Here is a 25,391-nt window from a genome sequence, read left to right as displayed (position 1 = left end):
GCGCGCCCATGCCCTCTATCCCCGATTTCCCCGTAAGCCGATTTCAGGCAGGAACCCCTCATGATGGACGCCTTCGAACTTCCCCGCACCCTGGTCCAGTCTCTCCAGCGCCGCGCCGCGCAGACCCCGGACCAGGTGGCCCTGCGCTTTCTGGCTGAGTCTGCCGCCGAGACCGTGGTGCTCAGCTACCGTGACCTGGACCTGCGCGCCCGCACCATCGCTGCCGCCTTGCAGGCCTCGGCCGGGCTGGGTGAGCGTGCGGTGCTGCTGTTCCCCAGCGGCCCGGATTATGTCGCGGCGTTCTTTGGCTGCCTGTACGCGGGGGTGATCGCGGTGCCGGCCTATCCGCCGGAGTCCACTCGCCGGCATCACCAGGAGCGGTTGCTGTCGATCATCGCCGATGCCGAGCCCAGGCTGTTGCTGACCAGCAGTGGTTTGCGCGACGCCCTGGGGCAGATCGAGCAAGCGCCGCCCTTGCTCTGCGTGGATGAACTGCACAGCGAAATCGCCGCCGGCTGGGTCGCGCCAAACCTGCAGGACGACGATATCGCCTTCCTGCAATACACCTCCGGCTCCACCGCCTTGCCCAAAGGTGTGCAAGTCAGCCACGGCAACCTGGTGGCTAACGAATTGCTGATCCGTCGCGGCTTTGGCATCGACCTCAACCCCGATGACGTGATTGTCAGCTGGCTGCCGCTGTACCACGACATGGGCTTGATTGGCGGCCTGTTGCAACCGATCTTCAGCGGCGTGCCCTGCGTGTTGATGTCGCCGGCGTACTTCCTTGGCCGCCCGTTGCGCTGGCTGGAAGCGATCAGCCAATACCGCGGGACCATCAGCGGTGGCCCGGACTTCGCCTACCGCCTGTGCAGCGAGCGGGTCAGCGACTCGGCCCTTGAGCGCCTGGACCTGAGCCATTGGCGCGTGGCCTATTCCGGTTCCGAGCCGATCCGTCTCGACACCCTGGAGCGCTTCGCCGAGAAGTTCGCCCCGTGCGGTTTTACCCCGAACAACTTCTTCGCCTCCTATGGCTTGGCCGAAGCGACCCTGTTTGTCGCCGGCGGCACCCGTGGCCAGGGCATCCCGGCGTTGCGCCTGGACGAACAGGCGCTGGCCGCCAACCGTGCCGAACCAGGGCAGGGCACTGCGATCATGAGCTGTGGCACGAGCCAGCCCGAGCACGCGGTGCTGATCGTCGAGCCGCAGACTCTCGCCGAGCTGGACGACAACTGCGTCGGCGAAATCTGGGCCACCGGCCCGAGCATTGCCCACGGCTACTGGCGCAACCCCGAAGCCACCGCCGAGACGTTTGTACAGCACGCCGGTCGCACCTGGTTGCGCACCGGTGACCTGGGCTTTATCCGCGACGGCGAGGTGTTTATCACCGGGCGCCTGAAAGACCTGCTGATCGTGCGCGGGCACAACCTGTACCCGCAGGACATCGAGCAAACCGTCGAACGCGAAGTGGAAGTGGTGCGCAAGGGGCGTGTCGCGGCATTTGCGGTGAATGACCAGGGCCTGGAAGGCATCGGCATCGCCGCAGAAATCAGCCGCAGCGTGCAGAAGATCCTGCCGCCGGAAGCCCTGATCAAAGCCATTCGCCAGGCAGTGGCCGAGGCCTATCAAGAAGCGCCCTGCGTGGTGGTGTTGCTCAACCCCGGCGCGTTGCCGAAAACCTCCAGTGGCAAGGTCCAGCGTTCGGCCTGCCGCACCCGCCTGGCCGATGGCAGCCTCGACAGCTACGCGCAGTTCCCCGATCAGCGCGCGCAGGCGGGCGATGGGGCACTGGCGTCAGACCTACAACAGCAGATCGCCGCGATCTGGTGCGAACAGTTGCAGGTGGCGCAAGTGGCTGGCGATGATCACTTCTTCTTGCTCGGCGGCAACTCCATCAGCGCCACCCAAGTGGTTGCCCGCCTGCGCGAAACCCTGGGCCTGGAACTCAATCTGCGCCTGCTGTTCGAGGCGCCGGTGCTGGCCGATTTCGCCGTCAGTGTCGGCCAACTGCAGGCGGACGGGGGCGTGGCCCAGGGCGCAATCAGCGCCTTGTCACGCCAGCAGGATATGCCGCAATCCCTGGCGCAAAATCGCCTGTGGATCACCTGGCAACTGGACCCGCAGAGCAGCGCCTACACCATCCCCGGCGCCCTGCGCCTACGCGGCGAGCTGGATGAAGACGCGCTGCACGCAAGCTTCGCGCAACTGATCCAGCGCCACGAAGCGCTGCGTACGCGGTTCTATGAGCGCGACGGCCAGGGCTACCAGCGCGTGGATGCGCAGCGTGAGTTTGCCGTGCAAGTCATCGACCTGCGTGACCTGCCGCTGGCCGAGCGTGAAGCCCGCGCCGCGCAGATCCGCGAGGACGAGGCACGCACCCAGTTCGATCTGAAGCAAGGCCCGTTGTTGTGGGTCACGCTGTTGCGCCTGGACGATGAAGATCACCAGTTGCTGGTGACCCTGCACCACATCATCGCCGATGGCTGGTCGCTGACTGTATTGCTCGACGAGTTCTCGCGCCTCTACGCTGCTGCGTCCCAGGGCCAGCGCCTCGAGTTGCCGGCCCTGGCTGTGCAGTACGCCGACTACGGCAGTTGGCAGCGCCAATGGCTGGCCGCAGGCGAGGGCCAGCGCCAGTTGGCCTACTGGCAGCAGCAACTGGGTGACGAACATCCCATCTTGAGCCTGGCCACCGACCACCCGCGCTCGGCCCAGCAACGGCGCAGCGCTTCACGCTACAGCGTGCGCCTGGACGCCAGCCTGGGCGAAGCGATCCGCCAGACCGCCCAAGCGCACCAGGCTACGCCGTTCATGCTGTTGCTGGCGGCGTTCCAGAGCCTGCTGTACCGCTACAGCGGCCAGCGCGATATCCGCATCGGTGTGCCCAACGCCAACCGTACACGCCACGAAACCCAGGGCCTGATCGGCTTCTTTATCAATACCCTGGTGATGCGCGCCGAGGTGGATGCGCGCCTGCCCTTCAGCGAGCTGCTGGCGGCGACGCGCCTGGCCGCCACCGAGGCCCAGGCCCATCAGGACTTACCCTTCGAACAACTGCTGGAAGCCTTCCCCCAAGCCCGGGAACAAGGCCTGTTCCAGGTCATGTTCAACCACCAGCAGCGTGACCTGAGTGCCTTGCGCCGCCTGCCGGGCCTGCTGGCCGAAGAGCTGCCGTGGCACAGCCGCGAAGCCAAGTTCGACCTGCAACTGCACAGCGAAGAAGACCGCAACGGGCGCCTGAGCCTGTCATTCGACTACGCTGACGAGCTGTTCGACGCCAGCACCATCGCGCGCCTGGCCACGCATTTGATTAACCTGTTGCAAGCGGCCTGTGCGCAACCGCACCAAGCGGTGGGCGACCTTGCGCTGCTGCAGGCCGCCGAGCACACCGAGCAACGCAACTGGAGCGAGGCCCCGTGCGCCCCGGCGCAGCGCCTGGTGCCGGAACAACTCAACCAACACAGCGACGAGCGCACCGCCCTGGTCTGGCAGGACGCCAGCCTGACCTTCGCCCAACTGCACACCCAGGCCAACCGCCTGGCCCATTACCTGCGCGACAAAGGCGTCGGCCCGGACGTGTGCGTGGCGATTGCCGCCGAGCGTTCGCCGCAACTGCTGATCGGCTTACTGGCGATCCTCAAGGCCGGCGGCGCCTATGTGCCACTGGACCCGGACTACCCCGCCGACCGCCTGGCCTACATGCTGGCCGACAGCGGCGTGCAATTGTTGCTGACCCAGACCCCTCTGCTGCAACAGCTACCGGTGGCCGAGGGCGTTTCGGTGATCGCCATGGACAGCCTCAAGCTTGACAGCTGGCCGACCCAGGCGCCGGGCCTGCACTTGAATGCCGACAACCTCGCCTATGTGATTTACACCTCCGGCTCCACCGGCCAGCCCAAGGGCGTGGGTAATACCCATGGCGCCCTGGCCGAGCGCTTGCAGTGGATGCAGGCCACTTACCAGCTGGATGAAAGCGATGTGCTGATGCAAAAGGCACCGATCAGTTTTGACGTGTCGGTGTGGGAGTGTTTCTGGCCACTGATCAGCGGTTGCCGCCTGGTACTGGCCGGCCCCGGCGAGCATCGCGACCCCCATCGCATTGCACAGTTGGTGCAGGAGCATGGCGTGACCACCCTGCATTTTGTGCCGCCGCTACTGCAGCTGTTTGTCGATGAGCCGCTGGCGGCCGAATGCACCAGCCTGCGCCGGGTATTTTCCGGGGGCGAAGCCTTGCCCGCCGAGTTGCGCAATCGGCTCCTCACGCAATTGCCGGCGGTGCAGTTGCACAACCGTTATGGCCCGACCGAAACGGCAATCAACGTCACCCATTGGCACTGCCAGCGCACCGACGGCGAGCGCTCGCCAATCGGCCGCCCATTGGGCAACGTGCTTTGCCGGGTGCTGGACGAGCAGTTCAACCTGCTGCCCGCAGGGGTGCCGGGTGAGCTGTGCATCGGCGGGATTGGCCTGGCCCGCGGTTATCTGGGGCGTGCCGGGCTGACCGCCGAACGTTTTGTTGCCGACCCACTGGGCGCGGCGGGCGCCCGTTTGTACCGCACCGGCGACCGCGTGCGCTGGACGGCTGATGGCGTGCTGGAGTACCTCGGACGCCTGGATCAGCAGGTCAAGCTGCGCGGGTTTCGGGTCGAGCCGGAAGAAATCCAGGCGCGGCTGCTGGCCCAGGAGGGCATCGCCCAGGCGCTGGTGTTGGTTCGCGAGACCGCCGGCGGTGCGCAGTTGATCGGTTACTACACGGCCAGCGGCGAGCTGGATGAGCTGGACGTGAAAGCCGCACTGGCCGCCGAGTTGCCGGAGTATATGGTGCCGGCGCAACTGATCCGCCTCGACGTCATGCCCCTGAGCCCCAGCGGCAAAGTCGACCGCCGCGCCTTGCCGGAGCCGGTGTGGCAGGTGCGTGAGCATGTCGAGCCGCAGACCGCCCTGGAACAGCAGATCGCCGCGATCTGGCGCACAGTGCTGGGCCTGCCGCGTGTCGGCCTGCGCGACGATTTCTTCGCCCTTGGCGGCCATTCACTGCTGGCCACGCAAATCATCTCCCGCACACGCCAGGCCTGTGATGTGGAGCTGCCCCTGCGTACCTTGTTCGAAGCCAGTGAGCTGGGGGCGTTTGCCGAACAGGTGCGCCTGATCCAGGCCAGCGGCCAACGCAACCAACAGAGCGCGATCGGCAAGGTGGATCGTCGCCAGCCGGTGCCGCTGTCCTATTCCCAGCAGCGCATGTGGTTCCTCTGGCAAATGGAGCCGGACAGCCCGGCCTATAACGTCGGTGGCATGGCGCGCTTGCGCGGGGTGCTGGATGTGGGGCGTTTCGAGGCGGCGTTGCAAGCCTTGATCATGCGCCACGAAACCCTGCGCACCACCTTCCCGAGTGTCGATGGTGTGGCCCGGCAGAACGTCGCCGCGCAAAGCAGCGTGCGCATGAACTGGCAGGATTTCTCGGCGTTTACCGAAGCCGAGCGCCAACTGCGCGTGCAGCAATTGGCCGACCAGGAAGCCCACCGCCCGTTCAACCTGGAAACCGGACCGTTGCTGCGCGCCTGTCTGGTCAAGGCCGGCGAGCAGGAACACTACCTGGTGCTGACCCTGCACCACATCGTCACCGAAGGCTGGGCCATGGACATCTTTGCCCGTGAACTCAGCGCGCTGTACGAAGCTTTTATCGACGAGCGCGAATCGCCCCTGGAACCGTTGCCGGTGCAATACCTGGACTACAGCGTGTGGCAGCGCCAATGGCTGGAGGCCGGTGAACGCCAGCGCCAGCTCGATTACTGGACCACGCAACTGGGCAACGAGCATCCGCTGCTGGAACTGCCCAGCGACCGGCCACGCCCGGCGGTGCAAAGTCATCAGGGCGAGCTGTACCGTTTTGACCTTGGCGATGAACTGGCCGCCAAGGTGCGCGCCTTCAATGCCGAACATGGCCTGACCCTGTTCATGACCATGACTGCAACCCTGGCGACGCTGCTCTACCGCTACAGCGGCCAGACCGACCTGCGCATCGGTGCGCCGGTGGCCAACCGCATCCGTCCGGAAAGCGAAGGGCTGATCGGCGCGTTCCTCAACACCCAGGTGCTGCGTTGCCAGCTCGACGGGCAGATGCGCGTTGCTGAGCTGTTTGAGCACGTGCGCCACACCGTAATCGAAGGCCAGTCCCATCAGGACCTGCCGTTCGACCACTTGGTGGAAGCCCTGCAGCCGCCGCGCAGTGCTGCGTATAACCCGCTGTTCCAGGTGATGTGCAACGTGCAGCGCTGGGAATTCCAGCAAAGCCGGCAACTGGCCGGGATGACCGTCGAGTACCTGGCCAACGATGCGCGTGCCACCAAGTTCGACCTCAACCTGGAAGTCACCGACCTCGATCATCGCCTGGGTTGCTGCCTGACCTACAGCACCGACTTGTTCGACGAGCCGCGCATTGCGCGCATGGCCGCCCATTGGCGCAACCTGCTGGAGGCGCTGATTGCCGATCCGCAACAGCGCTTGAGCGAGTTGGCGATGCTCCAGGCACATGAGCAACGCGCCCTGCAAGACGGCCTCGGTATCGAGGCCGGCGAGCACCGTCTCGACCAGTGCATTCATTCGCTGTTCAGCGCACAGGTGCAGGCCCGTGCGGATGCGCCCGCGCTGACCTTCGCCGGGCAAACCCTGAGTTACCGCGAGCTGGACAGCCGCGCCAACCGCCTGGCCTGGATGCTGCGCGAGCGTGGGGTGGGCCCGCAGGTGCGGGTCGGCCTGGCGCTGCCACGCTCACTGGAAATGGTCATCGGCCTGCTGGCGATCCTCAAGGCCGGTGGCGCCTATGTGCCGTTGGACCCGGAATACCCGCTGGACCGTCTGCACTACATGATCGAAGACAGCGGCATCGGCCTGTTGCTCAGCGATGCGGCGATGTTCGACGCCCTTGGTGAGTTACCCGCCAGCGTCAGTTGCTGGTGCCTGGAAGATGACTTGCCGGTGCTCGCCAACTACCCGGCCAGTGACCTGCCGGCGATCAGCCTGGCGCAGCATCAGGCGTACCTGATCTACACCTCCGGCTCCACCGGCAAGCCCAAGGGCGTGGTGGTGTCCCACGGTGAAATCGCCATGCATTGCCAGGCGGTGATCGAGCGCTTTGGCATGCGCCCCGACGATTGCGAGCTGCACTTCTATTCGATCAATTTCGACGCCGCCACCGAGCGCCTGCTGGTGCCGCTGCTCAGTGGTGCGCAGGTGGTGTTGCGCGCCCAGGGGCAATGGGATGCCGAAGAAATTTGCGGGCTGATCCGTGAGCATCGGATCAATATCCTCGGCTTCACCCCTAGCTATGGCAGCCAGTTGGCGCAATGGCTGGCCACGCAAAACCAGACCCTGCCGGTGCGCATGTGCATCACCGGTGGCGAGGCGCTGACTGGCGAGCACCTGCAGCGCATCCGCGCGGCGTTCCAGCCGGCGCTGTTCTTCAATGCTTATGGGCCGACCGAAACGGTGGTCATGCCCCTGGCCAGCCTGGCCCCTGAGGTGTTGGAGGAGGGCGCCGGCAGCGTGCCGATCGGCAGCATCATCGGCGCGCGGGTCGCCTATATTCTGGATGCCGACCTGGCGCTGGTGCCCCAAGGCGCGACTGGCGAGCTGTACGTGGGCGGTGCCGGCCTGGCCCAGGGTTATCACCAGCGTGCGGGCATGACCGCCGAACGTTTTGTGGCCGACCCGTATGCCGATGGCGGGCGGCTCTATCGTACCGGCGACCTGGTGCGCCAGCGTGCCGATGGCCTGGTGGAGTACCTGGGGCGGATCGACCATCAGGTGAAAATCCGTGGTTTCCGCATCGAACTGGGCGAGATCGAAACCCGCCTGCTTGAGCATGAGGCGGTCCGCGAAGCGGTGGTCCTGGCCCTGGATGCGCCGAGTGGCAAGCAACTGGCGGCGTACCTGGTCAGCGATGCCCGCGATCACGCCGCCTTGCGCGAGGCGCTCAAGACCCACCTCAAGGCGCAACTGCCGGACTACATGGTGCCGGCGCACCTGATGGTGCTCGACAGCATGCCGCTGACCGCCAACGGCAAGCTCGACCGCCGCGCCTTGCCGCAACCGGACCCCGAGGCCAATCGGCAGCAGTACGTGGCGCCGAGCAATGCGCTGGAACTGAGCCTGGCCGCGATCTGGTGTGCGGTGCTCAATGTGCAGCAGGTCGGGCTGCACGATAACTTCTTCGAGCTGGGTGGCGACTCGATCCTGTCGATCCAGGTGGTCAGCCGGGCGCGGCAGGCGGGGATTCACTTCAGCCCCCGCGACCTGTTCCAGCACCAGACCGTGCAGGCCCTGGCCGCAGTGGCCACGTGCAGTGAGCAGGTCACTGCCGAGCAAGGGCTGTTGACCGGCCCCTCGGGCCTGACGCCGATCCAGCATTGGTTCTTCGACAGCGAAATCCCGGCGCGTCAGCACTGGAACCAGGCATTGGTGCTGGCGCCGGTGCAGGCCCTGGACCCGCACCGCCTGGAACAGGCGCTGCTGGCCGTACTGGAACACCACGACGCCTTGTGCCTGAGCTTCACCCAGCGCGACGCGCAATGGCACGCCGAGCATCTGGCCGTGCCGGAAGGCGGTGTGTTGTGGCTGGCCCAGGTGGCGGATATGGCGCAGTGCGAGGCGCTGTTCGCCGATGCCCAGCGCAGCCTCGACCTGGAGCACGGCCCGCTGCTGCGCGCCTTGCTGGTGGAAGGGCCGCTTGGCCAGCAACGCTTGCTGATCGCGATCCATCACCTGGTGGTGGATGGCGTGTCCTGGCGCGTATTGCTCGAAGACCTGCAAAACGTCTATCGCCAATTGAGCGACGGCCAGGCCGTCAGCCTGCCCGCCAAGACCAGCGCCTTGCGCGACTGGGCCGCGCGTTTGCAGGCCTATGCCAGTAGCGAATCCCTGCGTGAAGAACTGAGTCTATGGCAGCAACAGTTGGCTGGCCCGCCGGTTGAACTGCCGGTGGACCGGGCGGACGGCAGCCTGCGCAACCGCGACGCCGAGACTGTCAGCGTGCGCCTGGATGCCGAGCGCACCCGGCAGTTGCTGCAACAGGCACCGAGCGCCTACCGCACCCAGGTCAACGACCTGTTGCTGACTGCACTGGCCCGCGTGCTGTGCCGTTGGAGCGGCCACGCATCGACCCTGATCCAGCTGGAAGGCCACGGCCGCGAAAGCCTGTTTGATGAGATCGACCTGACCCGCAGTGTCGGTTGGTTCACCAGCGCTTACCCGCTGCGCCTGACCCCGTTGGATATCGAGGAGGCCAGCGGCCAGGGCGCGTCGATCAAGGCGATCAAGGAGCAACTGCGCGCGGTGCCGCACAAAGGCCTGGGCTATGGCGTGCTGCGCTACCTGGCCGACAGTACCTGTCGCCAGGCCATGGCGGCGTTGCCGAACGCCTCGATTACCTTCAACTACCTCGGGCAGTTCGACCAGAGCTTCGACAGCCAGGCGCTGTTCCACCCGCTGGACGTGTCTGCCGGCCCGGCCCATGACCCGGATGCGCCACTGCCCAACGCCTTGAGTGTGGACAGCCAGGTGTACGGCGGCGAACTGCTGCTGCGCTGGACCTTCAGCCGCGAGCGTCACGACCACCAGACCATCAGCGAACTGGCCGAGGCCTACCTGAGTGAGTTGCAGAGCCTGATCGCCCATTGCCTGCGCGATGATGCCGGCGGCCTGACGCCGTCCGACTTCCCCCTGGCGCACCTGACCCAGGTGCAACTGGACGCGTTGCCGGTGCCGGCCAGCGCCATCGAGGATGTGTATCCGCTGACGCCCATGCAGGAAGGCCTGCTGTTGCATACCCTGCTGGAGCCGGGCACCGGCCTCTATTACATGCAGGACCGCTACCGCATCAACAGCGAGCTCAACCCCGAGCGCTTTGCCCTGGCCTGGAAAGCCGTGATCGCCCGGCATGAAGCCTTGCGTGCGTCGTTCTGCTGGAACGTCGGCGAAGCGATGTTGCAGGTGATCCACAAGCCCGGCAGCACGCCGATCGAATACCTGGACTGGACCGGCACCCCGGCCGAGCAACAGGAGCCGCGCCTGCAAGCGTTGCTCAAAAGCGAGCGCGAGGCCGGTTTCGATCTGCTCAATCAGGCGCCGTTCCACCTGCGCCTGATCCGCGTCGGCGAGGCCCGTTACTGGTTCATGATGAGCAACCACCACATCCTGATTGATGCCTGGTGCCGTTCGTTGTTGATGAATGATTTCTTCGATATCTACACCGCCCTGGGTGAAGGTCGCGAAGCACAACTGGCTGTGCCGCCACGCTATCGCGATTACATCGCCTGGCTGCAACGTCAGAACCTGGCCGAGGCGCGGCAGTGGTGGCAGCAGAACCTGCAAGGGTTTGAGCGCACCACGCCGATCCCCAGCGACCGGCCATTCCTGCGTGAACACGCCGGCCACAGTGGCGGCATGGTGGTGGGGGATTGCTATACCCGTCTGGATGCCCGTGATGGTGCGCAATTGCGCGAGCTGGCCCAGGCTCATCAACTGACCGTCAATACCTTCGCCCAGGCGGCGTGGGCCTTGGTGCTGCGGCGCTTGAGCGGCGAGCGTGACGTGTTGTTCGGCGTCACGGTGGCCGGGCGCCCGGTGGACATGCCGCACATGCAGCGTACCGTCGGCCTGTTTATCAACAGCATCGCCCTGCGGGTCAAGTTGCCCGAGGACGATCAGCCGTGCAGCGTGCGCCACTGGTTGAGCGCCTTGCTCGACAGCAATATGCAGCTGCGCGAGTACGAATACCTGCCGCTGGTGACAATCCAGGAACACAGCGAACTGCCCAAGGGCCAGCCGCTGTTCGACAGCCTGTTTGTATTTGAAAACGCTCCGGTGGAAGTCTCGGTGCTGGACCGTGCGCAAAGCCTGAACGCCACCTCGGACTCGGGCCGTACCCACACCAACTTCCCGCTGACCGCCGTGTGTTACCCGGGGGATGACCTGGGCCTGCACCTGTCCTACGACCAGCGTTATTTCGATGAAAGCACCGTGCAGGGCATGCTTGCTGAGTTCAAGCGCCTGCTGCTGGCGCTGGTGCAGGGCTTCCATGGCGATATGGCCGACCTGCCGCTGATTGGCGAGCAGGAGCGTGAGTTCCTGGTGCACGCTTGCAACCAGAGCGCCCACGACTACCCGCTGCAAAGCAGCTACGTTGAACTGTTTGAAGCGCAGGTGGCGCAGCATGGGCAGCGCATTGCCGCCAGTTGCCTGGAGCGGCAATGGAGCTATGCCGAGCTGAACCAGCACAGCAACCGCCTGGGCCATGCCCTGGTCGCGGCAGGTGTCGGCCTGGATCAGCCGGTGGCGCTGCTGGCCGAGCGCGGCCTGGAACTGCTGGGCATGATCATCGGCAGCTTCAAGGCCGGTGCCGGTTATTTGCCGCTGGATCCCGGCCTGCCGGCCCAGCGCCTGAGCCGGATCATCGACCTGAGCCGCACGCCGCTGCTGGTGTGCACGGCAGCCTGCCTTGAACAGGCGCAGGTGTTGCTCGAAGACTTTGCCTGCGGCGCGCGGCCGAAGTTGCTGGTGTGGGAGGAGTTGGTGGGCGCGGATAGCAATCCGGGGATCTACAGTGCCCCGGACAACCTCGCCTATGTGATCTACACCTCCGGCTCCACCGGGCTGCCCAAGGGCGTGATGGTCGAGCAGCGCGGCATGCTCAATAACCAGTTGAGCAAGGTGCCGTACCTGCAGTTGAGCGAGCAGGATGTGATCGCCCAGACCGCGTCGCAAAGCTTCGATATTTCGGTGTGGCAATTCCTCGCCGCGCCGTTGTTTGGCGCACGGGTGGACATTGTGCCCAACACCATTGCCCATGATCCGCAGGGCCTGCTGGCCCATGTCCAGGCCCAGGGCATCACGGTGCTGGAAAGCGTGCCATCGCTGATCCAGGGCATGCTTGCCCAGGAGCGCATCAGCCTGCAGGGCCTGCGCTGGATGCTGCCGACGGGGGAGGCCATGCCGCCAGAGTTGGCGCACCAATGGCTGCTGCGTTACCCGGATATCGGCCTGGTCAACGCCTATGGCCCGGCGGAATGCTCGGATGACGTGGCGTTCTTTTGCGTCGACCTGGCCTCGACCCGTGGCACCTACCTGCCGATCGGCACGCCGACCGACAACAACCGTTTGTACCTGCTCGACGGCGCGCTGGAGTTGGTGCCGCAAGGGGCGGTGGGTGAGTTGTGTGTGGCGGGCACCGGGGTAGGGCGCGGGTACGTCAGCGACCCGCTGCGTACTGCGCAAGTGTTTGTGGCGGATCCATTTGGTGCGCCGGGAGAACGCCTGTATCGCACCGGCGACCTGGCGCGGCGGCGCAGCGATGGGGTGCTGGAGTACGTCGGGCGCATCGACCATCAGGTGAAGATTCGCGGCTACCGCATCGAGCTCGGTGAAATCGAGGCGCGCCTGCATGAGCAACCCGAGGTGCGCGACGCGGCGGTGGGTGTGCAGGAGGGCGTGAATGGCAAGCACTTGGTGGGTTACCTGGTGGCGAGCGATACCAGCCTTAACCCTGGCGAACGCCTGGACCGCATCAAGCAGCGCCTGCGCAGCGAACTGCCGGAGTACATGGTGCCGTTGCACTGGCTGTGGCTGGAGCGCCTGCCGTTGAATGCCAACGGCAAGCTCGACCGCAAGGCCTTGCCGGCTCTGGAGATCGGTCAGTTGCACAGCCAGGATTACCTGGCGCCGCGCAGCGAGCTGGAGCAGACCCTGGCCACAATCTGGGCCGAGGTGCTGAAGGTCGAGCAGGTGGGCGTGCTGGATAACTTCTTCGAGCTGGGCGGGCATTCGTTGCTGGCCACGCAAATCGCCTCGCGGGTGCAAAAGAGCCTGCAACGGGATGTGCCGCTGCGGGCGATGTTCGAATGCAGCACGGTGGCGGAGTTGGCGACGTACATCGAGGGCTTGGCCGCCAGTGACATCAGTGCCGGCACGGTGGACCGCCTGAGCGATTTGATGGCGGAGCTGGAGGGGCTTTGAGTCGGCGAACGGGTCGCCATACAGGCGGCACGCCATTGGTCGGTTTTGCACATTTTTGGGGTGCCTACTGTCAATTCTGACAGTAGGCAAACCTCCTGTTTCCGGGGCTAGATAACTGCAGATTTGGGCCTGCCCAGCAGGCTTGCTGGTTATCTTTCCCAGACAGGAGGTCGCATCATGGTCAAAAAAACCACCCCCCAAAACCCGCCGTTGGCGGCTACCCAGGCACCTGCCGAGGTTGCTGTCGAATTGCCCTATCCGCAGATTCGCTACGCCGTCAATAACAACACCCTGGACCCCATCAAGGCGAAAAACGGCACTGTCGCGACCGTCGCTTTTACGGGGATGGGCACGGGTCCTATCACCTTGTACTGGGCGATCAAGGGCCAGGACGAGCCGGTGTTTGAACCTGTTGTGCAACCGGGCAGTACCAGCGGCAGTATTGATATTCCGGTTCCCTGGCAATCGGTCAGCACCAGCATTGGGCATACGGTTTTGGTCTGGTACACCGCGCGGGTGGCGGGCCAGTTGAAGGAATCGCTGGTGCTGGAGTTGGAGGTCCAGCAGATCAGGGAGGCGGACCTCAAGGAGTCGCTGCCGAAGTTTGAGCATGCCCAGTATGTCCATAGCACCTGGCAACTGGATATGAAGACATTCAGGGGCGATGAGACCATCCGCCTTAACGCCTGGCCCATGATTCAGGCCGGGCAGCGCCTGTTTATCAATGTGGCCGGTGATCAGCACAAGCCGCCGTTCGCGTTTAGCTGGGTGGCGCGGGACCATGTGGTCATGGAGGCCGAAGCCCATGACGATCATGTCTTTGAGTTCAAGCTGTCACGGGGCTGGATGGCGCGACGGGAAGACTATTCGGCACTGACCCTTCATATCGCCGTGATCTTTGATGGCACCGATCCCAAGCCGCCGGTACCGGTCGATCCGATCTACGAAACCCGACTGCCCGAAAACGCCCACGAATTTCATCCTCGCAACACGGCGCTGTTGTTTGTCGATACCTCCCTGCATTTGCAAGCCCCGACATTGGTCGAGGCGCAAGGCCAGGGCCAGGTTGATCCCCTCAAGTTGTTGGAGGGGGCCACGGTACGTGTTTGTTACGAGGATATGCAGAGCACGGACCATATTGCCCTGTGCTGGGAATCCACCTTCGGTGATTGCGCGCCGATTGCACCGCAGTATGGCGTAGAGGAGGGGTGCATCGACTTCCATGTGCCGCCGGAATACGTGGGCATGCGCCTGGATAACTTCGCGCATTTCTCCTATACCGTGACCCGGGATGGGGAGCCGTACACGTCGCCTGAAGGTGTGGTCAGGATCCCACTGCCGGCCAACCTGCCCCAGCCGCAGATTTTCGAAGCGCCGTTCAACACCCTGGACCTTGGAGGGATGTGCTGTGATGACCCGGTGACTGTTCATGTCGCGCCTTGGCCGTTTATCGGCACCAGCCAGGTTATTCAGTTGTTTATCGGTGGTGTTTACCCGGATGGCTCGAAAGCCCGGCTGCTCCCTTTTGATGACGCGCCGATTACTGAAGAAGACGTGCGTAGCGGTTGGACCAGAACCTTGTCTCGGGCCCAACTGGCGGCGCTCAAACATGACAGCCAGTTGTATGTTCTCTTTAGTGTCGAGTTTCTTCCGCGTAAGGATTCAAGGCCGGTCTACAGGTCTTTTCCTTCACTGCTGGTGAATCTGCTCACCGAGCCCCACTTGGAGTTGACGGCCCCCCATCTCGTTGAGTCCGTAGACTGCGGCGCCGACGGCTGGCTACTCAACCCGGTGAACACGGTGGAGGGCGCGCATCTTCAGGTAGCGTACGGGCATATGTGTCCGGGGGATTGGGTGTGCCCGACGTTTACCGGCACACCAGGGCTCGGTTCGCCGGCGTTGGAGTGTCGTACTGTCGGTGTAGATGAGCGAAACATGGTGTTCCCGATTCCGGCCTCTGCGATCAGCGCCAACCTGTGTCAGAAAATATCGGTTTCTTACAATGTATCGCGTGCCTGCGGTGGCTTCTGGGAGTCGCCGGTGAAAGAGGTGCAGGTCCTGGATCTCAGCGGCCTGCCCGCGCCTGCGGTGGAACAGGCCACGGGCAGCACGTTGGACCTTAATACCTTCGGGGGTGATGCCACGGCGATGGTGGCTACCTGGTTCTATCTGGCCCTGGGCCAACCTTGCTGGCTGTGGGTGACGGGTGAGTTGGAGGATGGCAGCCCCTACCGTTTTGAGGTGCTGGAAGGTCAGGCGGTAACCGAGGAATGGCTGGCCGGTGGCGTCACCGCGGCACTGGCGCGCAACGAACTGCAAAAACTGGCGGATTGCAGTGCGTTTGAAGTGCATTTCGCGGTGAACTTCAATGGCGAGTCCGACAAGGCCAGCGCCAAGGAATTTGCATCGCTGACCCTCGAAATCGCCCAGGAGGACCTGGTACTCGAAGCGCCCACGGTGCGCGAAGCGGTAGGCTCGCAGCTCACGGTATACAACGGCCGCGATGGCGTGACGGTGCAAGTGGCCTATGACCTGATCAGCCCCGGCCATGCAATCAGCGTGTGCTGGAAACGCGCAGACGGTACCTGCCTGCCGCTGGCCTCGAAGCCTGGCAGCAATGACCCGGATTACGTGGATTTCCATATCCCCCGGGAGGCGGTGATTCGTGGGATTGGCAAGACGGTGAAGATCAACTACACCGTTACCAGCCTGTGCAAAGTGGCGACTTCCCCGGACCTCGATCTGCAAATCAGCGATCCGATACATTTGCCGGTGCCGGTGGTGCCGCAGGCAACCAACAATATTCTGGACTTGCGCACCTTTAATGGGAACGCGGATATCACCGTTGAACCCTGGTGGTTTATCTTGCCGGACCAGAAAGTATGGTTGCGGGGCGTCGGTACCCAAAAGAATGGCAACCCTTATACGATCAACGTTTACTTGGGTCAGGGGGTGACAGCAGGTGAAGCGAGTACAGGTTTGAAAAAGGCGTTACAGCGTTTCGAACTTGAGCTCTTGAAGGACCTCAGCCGCCTGATGTTTACCTGTAAGGTGACCGCCGATGGCAGTACCCGTGAAAGTGAAGCGCTGGCGTTTCCGATTCTGGAGCTGATTATCCGGGCCAATTTCTTAACCGATTTTGATGATTTTGAGAGTTATCCGAGCCAGGAGTATCTGGGGGCAGGGACTATCATCAATACGCGCTTATTGGATTTTGAATTACCAGCCTCATCTCCCCCTGGAATTGGACTTCATCCAGTCAGAACTGCCGGAGAACTGGTGCCGGGAATGATTGAGGGCAAGGCATTGGCAGTGCGCTGCGGTAGCGCTAATACAATGCAGCTATCACGTCTGAAGTTTAAGTTCAGATGCGCACGGGTGAGATTCGGTTATGCAAATACCGGCACCGATATCGCGACGTTCAGGTTCTTTGGTGAAAATAATCAGCTACTTGGGACACGTGAGGCAGCGACTAGGACCTGGGTCGATTTCGAAGCTGAAAACGGAGCAAAAATAGTCCGTATTGACGTTTTGTGTCTTGTGCATGGAGCGATTGATTCGCTAACCATCTGGCATGGTGGCGAGACTTATCGTCATTGAGCTAATGCCCGCCCTGCAGAAAAGGGGTGAGCAAACGCTCGGGTTCGGCCGTTAGGTATTGGACCAACGAGATACAAGAATGCCCGCTTTGTGCGGGCATTCTTGTTAGTGGCGTGTGGTTAATCCGAGTCACTTGGGCCCGAGGATTTTCCCCAACTTATCCGGCGACGGCGCCCCCTGCTGTTGCTGCAACTGGCCCTTGTCATCCAGATAGAAAATCGCCGGCGTGGCCGACAACTCCAGCTCTTCCATCAACTTCATATTGGCATCGAGCTTGGCCTGGATCTGGGCCGGAATCTTGGTCAGGGCCTTGAGCTTGCTGGCTTTGCCGGCAGACTCATGTTCTTCCAGGGCCTGGGCTGTGTCCTTGCTTGCCAGCAGCGCCGCCGATTTGCCCGGGCTGTCTTCGCGAATAATCCCGACCATGATGTGGCGCAACTGTACCTTGCCCGCCTTGACCCAGGGCCGTGCCTGTTCCCAGAACATGTTGCAGTACGGGCAGTTGGGGTCGCTGAACAGGTAGACGGTGCGCGGCGCGTTTTTATCGCCGTCCTGGATCCAGCTGCTCTGTTCCATCTTGGCCCAGATTTCCTTGGCCATTGGGGCGTAGACCAGTTTTTCCAGGGGCGCGGTGCTCAGGTCATTGCCCTTGGCGTCATACAGATTGCCGGCGATCACGTGTTGGCCGTCGGCGGTCAGGTACAGCGCCATGCCGCGGTTCTGGTATTGCGCGGCATAGCCCTTGAGCCCGCCCGGCGCGTCGAAGCTGCCGATGATCTTGGCGCCCTTGGCTTCGATCTGTTTGATCGGCGCCGGCCATTCTTCGGCGTGGACGAGGCTGGCAGCCAGGGTCAGGGGCAGCAGGGTTAGCAGGTGGCGGAGGCGGGGCATAAGGGTTTCCTTGCAGGGGCCGTCTTGGCGGCAGTCTTGTCCATGGGGTCGAAATATTCCATGGCGCGGGCCAGGCTGGCCTGGGACAGTTCGCCCAGGTGGCTGTTGATCAGCCGGCCATCGGCTTGATAGAAGAGGGTGGTCGGCAGGGCCATGGACCCCACGGCCTGGCCCAGGCGGCCACTGGCGTCGAACAGCACGTTGTCCAGGTTCAGGCCTTGGGTAGCCAGGTAGGTGCTGACGCTTTGCATGCTTTCGGCCTGGTTGACGAACAGGAAGGTCACGTCCGGCCGCTGCTTCTGGGCGTTTTCCAGCACTGGCATTTCCCGCCGGCAGGGCGGGCACCAGGTGGCCCAGAGGTTGATCACCAGCGGGCCGCCCTGGTAGTCAGCCAGTTGCACGGTTTCGCCATCGGCATTGCGCAGGGCGATGTCCGGCAGGCGCGTACCTTTTTCGTAGATGTTCAACGAGAAACTGGCCAGTGCCCAGAAGGCCAGGCCGCTGACCACACCGGCGCTAAGCGGTTTGCGCAGGGCCGGGCGGCGCCAGCTCCACAGTAGGGCGGCGATGATCAGCACGATCACCCCAGGCCAGGCCAGGAAACCGCCGTCGCGCAGGTCGACGATCTGCAACGGGTCGTCGCGGTAGTACGACCAGTACATCAAGACAAAGCCGATACGCGCACTGAGCATGCCCAGCAGGAACAGGCTGAACAGCACCGATTCGGGGTTCTCGCCGCCCCGCTTGGCCACGCGCCAGCCCACGACTGTGGCGAGGATCAGCGCACTGATCAGCAGCAGATGGTTCAAGGCAATGGCAAAGGTGCCGATGGTCAAGGTCAGCATCAGAGTGCTTCCCGGGTCTGGGTCCAGCGTTGCAGGAAGGCTGCGGCATCCACTTCGCCGGTGATGCGTTGGGCGCGGCGCTCTGCACCGTCGGGGCCGATCCAGACGAAGCTCGGTGGGCCAGGGACTTTGTAGCGACCGAGCAGCTCACGGCTGGCGGCGTTGTCGGCGGTAACGTCCAGGCGCAGCAGGCGCACGTCCTTCAGGGCGTCCATCACTTCGGGTTTGCCGAACACCTGTTTTTCCATGATTTTGCACGACACACACCAGTCGGCGTAGTAGTCCAGCAGCACCCATTGGCCCTGGGCCTTGGCGCTGTCGAGCTGGGCTTGCAGGGCTACCGGGTCGTTGAGGGTGATAAAGCTGTCATGGGCAGTCGGCGCGCCGGCCACCGTCGAGCCACCGAAGACCTTGAGCGGCTGCCACAGGTCGTCGCTGCCAGCGGCGGCGCCGATCACCAGGATCGCGCCCCACAGCCCCAGGACCAGGGAGCCGGCACCCAGTGCCTTGGCGATCAGCCCGTACTCACGGGCCAGGCTCCAGCCACAGTAGGCCATGACCAGCGCCAGTACACCCCACAGGCCGAGCCACAGGCTTTCGTCGACGACCGGGCGAATCATCAACACGGCGGTCGCGAGGAACAGGAAGCCAAACACGCCCTTCAGCACGTTCATCCAGGTGCCCGGCTTGGGCAGGAAGCGATTGCCCACGGTCACCAGCAACAGCAAGGGCACGCCGATACCGATGCCCATGGCAAACAGGATCAGGCCGCCGTGCAGGGCATTGCCGCTTTGCGCGATATACAGCAGGGCGCCGGCCAGGGGCGCGGTCATGCACGGGCCCACCAGCAGACCGGACAAGGCGCCGAGCACCCCGGCGCCGACCAGGCTGCCGCCGTTTTGCTGGCGGCTGGCGTTATCCAGGCGATCGCGCAGGAAGGTCGGCAGTTGCAGTTCAAAGAAACCGAACATCGGCAGGGCGAGGATCACAAACAACCCGGCGAAACTGCCGAGGATCCACGGGGTTTGCAGCAGCGCGGCGAGGTTGCTGCCGGCCAGCGCGGCCAGCACGCCGAGGGCGGCATACACCAGAGCCATGCACACCACATAACTGCTGGCCAGGGCAAAACCACGGCGTGGGCTGGCACCGCTGCCTACCACCAGGCCAGCAAGGATTGGCAGCATCGGCAGCGAGCACGGGGCGAACGCCAGCAGCAGGCCCAGGCCGAAGAACACCAGCAGGCTCCAGCCCAGGCTGCGTTGCTGCAGGCCACTGGCCAGGCTTTCATCCTGGGCCTCGGCGGTGGCGGCCACGGCGGGGTTACCACCCAGGTCCACGGTGAGCGATTGCGGTGGGTAGCACAGGCCGGCATCGGCACAGCCCTGCCAGCCCAGCTTGACCTTGCCGGTGGCACCGGCCGGAAGCTTCACTTCCAGGCCCTGGCGGTACACCTGTTGCTCGCCGAAGAACTCGTCGCTATGGGCTTCGCCCTGGGGCAGCACGGGTTGTTCGGCCAGGCCTTCGAACTTCATGCGTTGCTGGTACAGGTAATAACCGTCGGCAACCTGCCAATACAGCTGGGTTTCACCGGAAGCCAGGCGCTCGGAGGTAAAGGTGAAGGCCTTGCCTACCGGGAGGAACTCGGCCTTGGTCTCGAACGGATTGTTGCCAGGCGCGGCCTGGGCCAATCCGGTGAACAACACCAACAGGAAGATAAACAGATGCCGCATGGTCAAGCCTTAGTTCGATGCAAGTGGGGCACACAATGTGGGGTGCTGATTAACCGATGATTAACCGGGCTATTCTAGAGTGTAGGGATTTTCGAGGCGCGCCTCTTTTGCCGGCATAATGCGCGCTTAATCCGCCCTCCTTTAAATCAGCATTTTTGCAAAGGGTTCAGCATGCACGTACTGGTCTGTGAAGACGATGACCTGATTGCCAGTGGCATCGTTGCCGGTCTCGGCGCCCAGGGCTTTACGGTCGAGCGCGTAGCCACGGCCGCAGCCGCGCGGGCGATGCTCAAGGCGGCGGAGTTTGACATCATGGTGCTCGACCTCGGCCTGCCGGATGAAGACGGCCTGAAACTGCTGCAACAACAGCGCAGTGCAGGCCTGGAGATTCCGGTGCTGATCCTCACCGCGCGGGATTCGGTGACCAATCGGGTCGACGGCCTGCAGGCCGGCGCCGACGATTACCTGCTCAAGCCCTTCGACTTGCGTGAACTGGCGGCCCGCCTGCAAACCCTGCTGCGCCGGGTGGCCGGGCGTAGCGTCAACCTGATCGAGCATGGCCGGCTGACCTACAACCCCAGCAGCCGGGAAACCCTGTTGGGCGGCCAATCGGTGGACTTGTCCCGCCGTGAACAGGCGTTGTTGCAGGCACTGCTGCACAACCGTGGCCGGGTGCTGTCCAGCGAGCAGCTCAAAGACAGCGTCTACGGCTTTAACGACGAGTTGGAAAGCAACGCCCTCAACGTGCATATCCACCACCTGCGCCGCAAATTGGGCAATGGCATTGTCGAGACCGTGCGTGGCCTGGGCTACCGCCTGGGCCCGGCGGACGGTGGAGAGGACGCTTCGTGATGAGTCTGCGTCTGCGCCTGACGTTCAAGCTGGGCGCCGCTTTTGTGCTGATCTGGGTGCTGGCAGCGACCTGGATGCTCAACGACCTGCGTAACCAGATGATGTTTTCCCTGGATCAGCGGCTGGTGGCGTCGGCGCGCATGGTGGCCGGGCTGATGGAGCAGATGCCCGGCCTGGCCAGTGTGGGCGAGGGCAAACGCTTTGGCGCCGAGCAATTGAATGTGCCGGGGGGCATGGCGTGCCAGGTCAGTTCGCTGCGTGGCGAAGTCCTCGCGCGCAGCCATACCACCCCGGATCAGGGCCTGGAATCCCGGCAGAGCGGCTTTCGCGACCAGATCATCGACGGCGCCGCCTGGCGCAGCTTTACCCTGGCCCGGGGCGATTTGTTTATCACCACCGCCGACCGCCAGGTGGAGCGCGAGGCGCTGAATATGTCGATCCTGCTGGCGGCCTCGGTGCCGGTGGGCGTGGCCCTGCTGGGCTGCCTGTGCCTGTTGTGGCTGGGGATCGGCCAGAGCCTGGTGCCGCTCAACCGCATGCGCGATGCCTTGATGCGCCGCAGCGCCGACTCCCTCGAGCCCTTGCAGATTCACCCGTTGCCCAGCGAGCTCAAGCCGTTGCTCGACACTCAGAACCAGCTGTTGCAACGCATCGCCAAGGCCATTGAGCGCGAGCGCCGGCTGACGGGCGATGCCGCCCACGAACTGCGCAGCCCCCTTACGGCGATCAAGACCCACCTGCAAGTGGCACGCATGACCGACGGCGCGGCCCGCGACCAATCCCTGGCCCATGCCGAGGAGGGCGCCGACCGCCTGCATCGCACCCTTGAGCAATTGCTGTTGCTGGCGCGGGTCGAGGGCAGCCTGTCGTTTGATGACGGCTTGCAGTCCAGTGCCGAGCAGGTGGCGCGCCTGGCGATCCAGGACGCCAACGCCGGCGACAACCGGCGCATCGACCTGATCTTGCCGGACAACCTGCCCGATAACCCGGTGGAAATGCCCGTGGGCCTGGCGGTTGCCGCCTTGCGTAACCTGCTGGATAACGCCCTGAGCCATACCCCGGCCGATACGCGGGTGGAACTGAGTGTGTTTACCCAGGGCAATCAGGTGGTGTTCCGCGTGCGCGACCATGGCGCGCCGATCTCCAGCGAAGACCTGCAACATCTGACTCAACGTTTCTGGCGCAATGGCAACAGCGGTGGTTGTGGCCTGGGCCTGGCCATCGTGCAGGCGATTGTCCAGCGCTGTTCCTGTTCCCTGGCGTTCGACAGCCAGCCCGACGGCCTGCGGGTCGACCTAGGGATGCCGCTGCGACGCTGATCTTTCCTTGCACCCACATAACTACCGCCATCCTCAGGCCCGACGCTTCAGGATGGCGTTAATTTTTGTGTTTGCAGGTTTGCCGGCTGAATGACTCAGCCTGTATTGAAAAGGACAGCGCCTATGTTGGTCATCGACTCCACTTATCCCGCCCAGGATTTTAATCAACGCAATGGCGAAGCCGTGCGCCAGTTGGTGGTGCATTACACCGCCGCGCCCTTCGCCTCTTCCCTGCGCACCCTGACGCAGCAGGGTGTCAGTGCCCATTACCTGCTGCCCGACCCCCTCGAGGCGGGTTATCGAGACGCCGGCTACGACGAGTTGCGGGTATTCCAACTCGTGGATGAACATCAGCGCGCCTGGCATGCGGGGGCCAGTCATTGGGCGGGCCGCGATAACGTCAACACCCGCTCCATCGGCATCGAGATCGTCAATCTGGCTCGCGACGATGGTGGGGTTTTTACCTTTCCTGCCTACGGGGCGGAGCAAATCGAGGTACTGATCGCGCTGATCCACGACATTTGCGCCCGTCATCCGCAGATCGGCGCCACCGATATCGTCGGCCATTCGGATGTGGCGTTCTGGCGCAAAAGTGACCCGGGTCCACGGCTGCCCTGGCACGGCTTGTTCGAGGCGGGCATTGGCGCCTGGTTCGATGAAGAGGTCAAAAACGCCTATGTGCGCCGCTTTCGCATGGGCTTGCCCCAGGAGGTGGAGATCGAACGGGCCTTTCAGCGCTACGGCTACGCCCCGGCACGAAACCGCCAGGCGTTCCAGCAACGGGTGCGTGCGTTCCAGATGCACTTCCGGCCAGCCGACTATCGTGGGCAACTGGATATCGACACCTGCGCGATTCTCTATGCGTTGAACGAAAGGTACAGCAGTGCCGGCGAGTGAGCCATTCGCCGTTTTTTCAACGACCCAGGTGTAAATCCTCACGCCGCTGAAGCGTTTCCAGAACAGGAAATCCGTGCGCATGCCCTTTGGGGGCCAGACGTCAACGGGTTGGCAGTTTGGTCACCATCATCCGCGTATTGAGGGATCTAGAGATGTCAGTCGCTACCAGTCGCATTGACGATTTGCAGGTGTCGGCCAGCCCGACGCCGGCGGAAACGCTTTACCAGTTCGATGAATCACCGCTGCTGGCCCGCCAGCGCCTGCAGGAGTCCAATGCCCGCAGTTACCCACGGCGTATCCCCCTGGCACTCAAGCGGGCCAAGGGCATTTATGTCGAGGACGTCGAGGGGCGCAGTTTTATCGACTGCCTGGCCGGGGCCGGTACGTTGGCCCTGGGGCATAACCACCCGGTGGTGATCGAGGCGATCCAGCAGGTGCTGCAGGACGAGTTGCCCCTGCATACCCTGGACTTGACCACGCCGGTCAAGGATCAGTTTGTGCAGGACCTGTTCGGCCTGCTGCCTGCGGAACTGGCGCGGGAGGCGAAGATCCAGTTTTGCGGGCCCACCGGCACCGATGCAGTGGAAGCCGCGCTGAAGCTGGTACGCACCGCCACGGGGCGCAGCACGGTGTTGTCGTTCCAGGGCGGTTATCACGGCATGAGCCAGGGCGCGTTGAGCCTGATGGGCAGCCTGGGGCCGAAAAAACCATTGGGTGCCTTGCTGGCCAACGGCGTGCAGTTCCTGCCTTTCCCCTATGATTACCGGTGCCCGTTCGGTCTGGGTGGGGCAGAGGGGGTCAAGGTCAACCTGCATTACCTGGAAAACCTGCTCAACGACCCGGAGGCCGGCGTATTGCTACCGGCGGCGGTGATCGTCGAAGTGGTGCAGGGCGAGGGCGGCGTGATCCCGGCCGACCTCGACTGGCTGCGCGGCCTGCGGCGGATTACCGAGCAGGCCGGGGTGGCGCTGATCGTGGATGAGATCCAGAGCGGTTTCGGGCGCACCGGCAAGATGTTTGCCTTTGAACATGCCGGCATTGTTCCGGATGTGGTGGTGTTGTCCAAAGCCATTGGCGGCAGCCTGCCGCTGGCGGTGGTGGTCTATCGCGAGTGGCTCGACACCTGGCTGCCGGGCGCCCATGCCGGCACCTTCCGGGGCAATCAGATGGCCATGGCGGCGGGGTCGGCGGTGATGCGCTACCTCAAGCAGCACAACGTGGCCGACCACGCCGCCGCCATGGGTGAGCGCTTGAGTGAACATCTGCGCATCCTGCAGCGGGACTTTCCACAACTGGGGGATATCCGCGGGCGCGGCCTGATGCTGGGCGTGGAACTGGTGAACCCGAGCGGCGCGCCGGATGTCCAGGGGCACCCGCCGGTCCATCGACAATTGGCGCCGCTGGTACAGCGCGAGTGCCTCAAGCGCGGGTTGATTCTGGAGCTGGGCGGGCGCCATGGCAGCGTGGTGCGTTTCCTGCCGCCGCTGGTCATCACCGCCGCAGAAATCGACCGCGTGGCAGAGATCTTCGGCCGGGCTTTGGCGGCGGCCGTGGCCAGCCTCTAATTTTCCTGCGCCGCTATACGTTCCTACATACATCAGCCACGCGCAGTGCGTGGCAGCCTTTGAGTGACGGAGAACCGCAATGACCTCAGTATTTGACCGCGAAGACATCCTGTTCCAGGTGGTGGTCAACCATGAAGAACAGTATTCCATCTGGCCTGACTACAAGGCCGTGCCAGAGGGCTGGCGCACCGTGGGTAAAAGCGGGATGAAGAAAGAGTGCCTGGCTTACATCGAAGAGGTCTGGACTGATATGCGCCCGCTGAGCTTGCGCCAGAAGATGGATGCGCAGGTTGTTGCTGGCTGAACACAAGCAAATGTGGGAGCGGGCTTGCCTGCGATGGGCTACACATCTCTTTAGTGATTCTTAGGTTTGTGTACATATCCGTTGCTGCGGTCATGGCCACTTAGGGTTCCGCTCTTACAGCGGCTCACTTTGGAAAAGCCCCAAAGTAAGCAAAGGGCTTTTGCCCCACCACTCGGCACCTCGCCTAGGCTCGGTGTGCCCGTCATCCGACATTGATTTGGGGGGCCGCCGCGATGGGCCATCCATGGCCCAGCGTGGCTAACCCGGCGTCCTGCCGGGTTACCCCCCAAATCAATATCGGATGACGGCCAGCGTGGTTTAACGGGGCGCCTAAGATCAAAATCACAAGCAAAGCGAGGCGGCCTGACAGCCGACCTGATCGT

The 25,391-nt window shown here is 63.6% G+C and carries 10 protein-coding genes; 7 read left to right on the top strand and 3 right to left on the bottom strand.

Features of this window, described 5'->3' with window-relative positions; translation table 11 throughout:
• Positions 1 to 60 precede the first annotated feature (60 nt).
• Both JFT44_RS07585 and JFT44_RS07580 read left to right on the top strand, forming a co-directional pair.
• Positions 61 to 13,005: a non-ribosomal peptide synthetase gene (locus JFT44_RS07585; RefSeq protein ID WP_198830483.1), complete on the top strand. Its 12,945-nt coding sequence runs from the start codon at positions 61 to 63 to the stop codon at positions 13,003 to 13,005.
• A 177-nt stretch (positions 13,006 to 13,182) separates the two neighbouring features.
• Positions 13,183 to 16,605 (top strand): hypothetical protein, encoded by a 3,423-nt coding sequence (locus JFT44_RS07580; RefSeq protein WP_198830482.1) that lies wholly within the window; start codon positions 13,183 to 13,185, stop codon positions 16,603 to 16,605.
• A 129-nt stretch (positions 16,606 to 16,734) separates the two neighbouring features.
• Here JFT44_RS07580 and dsbG read toward each other — a convergent pair whose 3' ends face one another.
• Genes dsbG through dsbD form a run of 3 tightly spaced genes read right to left on the bottom strand, consistent with a single transcriptional unit; the run spans position 16,735 to position 20,071 of the window.
• Positions 16,735 to 17,496, bottom strand: coding sequence for a thiol:disulfide interchange protein DsbG (dsbG, locus tag JFT44_RS07575; RefSeq protein ID WP_057439145.1), 762 nt, complete (start codon positions 17,494 to 17,496; stop codon positions 16,735 to 16,737).
• Positions 17,472 to 18,341 carry a TlpA disulfide reductase family protein gene (locus tag JFT44_RS07570; RefSeq protein ID WP_057960214.1) on the bottom strand — a complete coding sequence of 290 codons (870 nt, stop codon included), beginning with the start codon at positions 18,339 to 18,341 and terminating at the stop codon, positions 17,472 to 17,474. The genes dsbG and JFT44_RS07570 overlap by 25 nt, the downstream gene beginning before the upstream one ends.
• Positions 18,341 to 20,071 (bottom strand): protein-disulfide reductase DsbD, encoded by a 1,731-nt coding sequence (gene dsbD, locus JFT44_RS07565; RefSeq protein WP_198830481.1) that lies wholly within the window; start codon positions 20,069 to 20,071, stop codon positions 18,341 to 18,343. The genes JFT44_RS07570 and dsbD overlap by 1 nt, the downstream gene beginning before the upstream one ends.
• A 171-nt stretch (positions 20,072 to 20,242) precedes the next feature.
• On the opposite strand from dsbD, the gene JFT44_RS07560 reads away from it, so the two are divergent.
• The 5 genes from JFT44_RS07560 to JFT44_RS07540 all read left to right on the top strand — a co-directional run bounded on the left by JFT44_RS07560 (position 20,243) and on the right by JFT44_RS07540 (position 25,008).
• Complete coding sequence (locus tag JFT44_RS07560) at positions 20,243 to 20,923, top strand: response regulator transcription factor (protein WP_057439143.1); 681 nt, start codon at positions 20,243 to 20,245, stop codon at positions 20,921 to 20,923.
• Positions 20,923 to 22,242, top strand: a complete 1,320-nt coding sequence (locus JFT44_RS07555) for an ATP-binding protein (RefSeq protein WP_057960212.1) — start codon at positions 20,923 to 20,925, stop codon at positions 22,240 to 22,242. The genes JFT44_RS07560 and JFT44_RS07555 overlap by 1 nt, the downstream gene beginning before the upstream one ends.
• Positions 22,243 to 22,365: 123 nt before the next feature.
• Positions 22,366 to 23,139 carry an N-acetylmuramoyl-L-alanine amidase gene (locus tag JFT44_RS07550; protein WP_057439142.1) on the top strand — a complete coding sequence of 258 codons (774 nt, stop codon included), beginning with the start codon at positions 22,366 to 22,368 and terminating at the stop codon, positions 23,137 to 23,139.
• Between the two features lie 152 nt (positions 23,140 to 23,291).
• Positions 23,292 to 24,704 carry an aspartate aminotransferase family protein gene (locus tag JFT44_RS07545; RefSeq protein ID WP_198830480.1) on the top strand — a complete coding sequence of 471 codons (1,413 nt, stop codon included), beginning with the start codon at positions 23,292 to 23,294 and terminating at the stop codon, positions 24,702 to 24,704.
• A gap of 79 nt (positions 24,705 to 24,783) precedes the next feature.
• Positions 24,784 to 25,008: an MbtH family protein gene (locus JFT44_RS07540; RefSeq protein ID WP_032862749.1), complete on the top strand. Its 225-nt coding sequence runs from the start codon at positions 24,784 to 24,786 to the stop codon at positions 25,006 to 25,008.
• Positions 25,009 to 25,391 lie beyond the last annotated feature (383 nt).

The sequence above is a fragment of the Pseudomonas sp. MF5691 genome (assembly GCF_016405645.1).
In the GTDB taxonomy this organism is placed as follows: domain Bacteria; phylum Pseudomonadota; class Gammaproteobacteria; order Pseudomonadales; family Pseudomonadaceae; genus Aquipseudomonas; species Aquipseudomonas shahriarae.
This window is presented reverse-complemented; position numbering and strand designations above follow the sequence as displayed.

Excerpts from the sequence above, each read along its gene's own strand:
- JFT44_RS07585 (WP_198830483.1), top strand. The coding sequence starts at position 61 with ATGATGGACGCCTTCGAACTTCCCCGCACCCTGGTCCAGTCTCTCCAG.
- JFT44_RS07580 (WP_198830482.1), top strand. The coding sequence starts at position 13,183 with ATGGTCAAAAAAACCACCCCCCAAAACCCGCCGTTGGCGGCTACCCAG.
- dsbG (WP_057439145.1), bottom strand. The coding sequence starts at position 17,496 with ATGCCCCGCCTCCGCCACCTGCTAACCCTGCTGCCCCTGACCCTGGCT.
- JFT44_RS07570 (WP_057960214.1), bottom strand. The coding sequence starts at position 18,341 with ATGCTGACCTTGACCATCGGCACCTTTGCCATTGCCTTGAACCATCTG.
- dsbD (WP_198830481.1), bottom strand. The coding sequence starts at position 20,071 with ATGCGGCATCTGTTTATCTTCCTGTTGGTGTTGTTCACCGGATTGGCC.
- JFT44_RS07560 (WP_057439143.1), top strand. The coding sequence starts at position 20,243 with ATGCACGTACTGGTCTGTGAAGACGATGACCTGATTGCCAGTGGCATC.
- JFT44_RS07555 (WP_057960212.1), top strand. The coding sequence starts at position 20,923 with ATGAGTCTGCGTCTGCGCCTGACGTTCAAGCTGGGCGCCGCTTTTGTG.
- JFT44_RS07550 (WP_057439142.1), top strand. The coding sequence starts at position 22,366 with ATGTTGGTCATCGACTCCACTTATCCCGCCCAGGATTTTAATCAACGC.
- JFT44_RS07545 (WP_198830480.1), top strand. The coding sequence starts at position 23,292 with ATGTCAGTCGCTACCAGTCGCATTGACGATTTGCAGGTGTCGGCCAGC.
- JFT44_RS07540 (WP_032862749.1), top strand. The coding sequence starts at position 24,784 with ATGACCTCAGTATTTGACCGCGAAGACATCCTGTTCCAGGTGGTGGTC.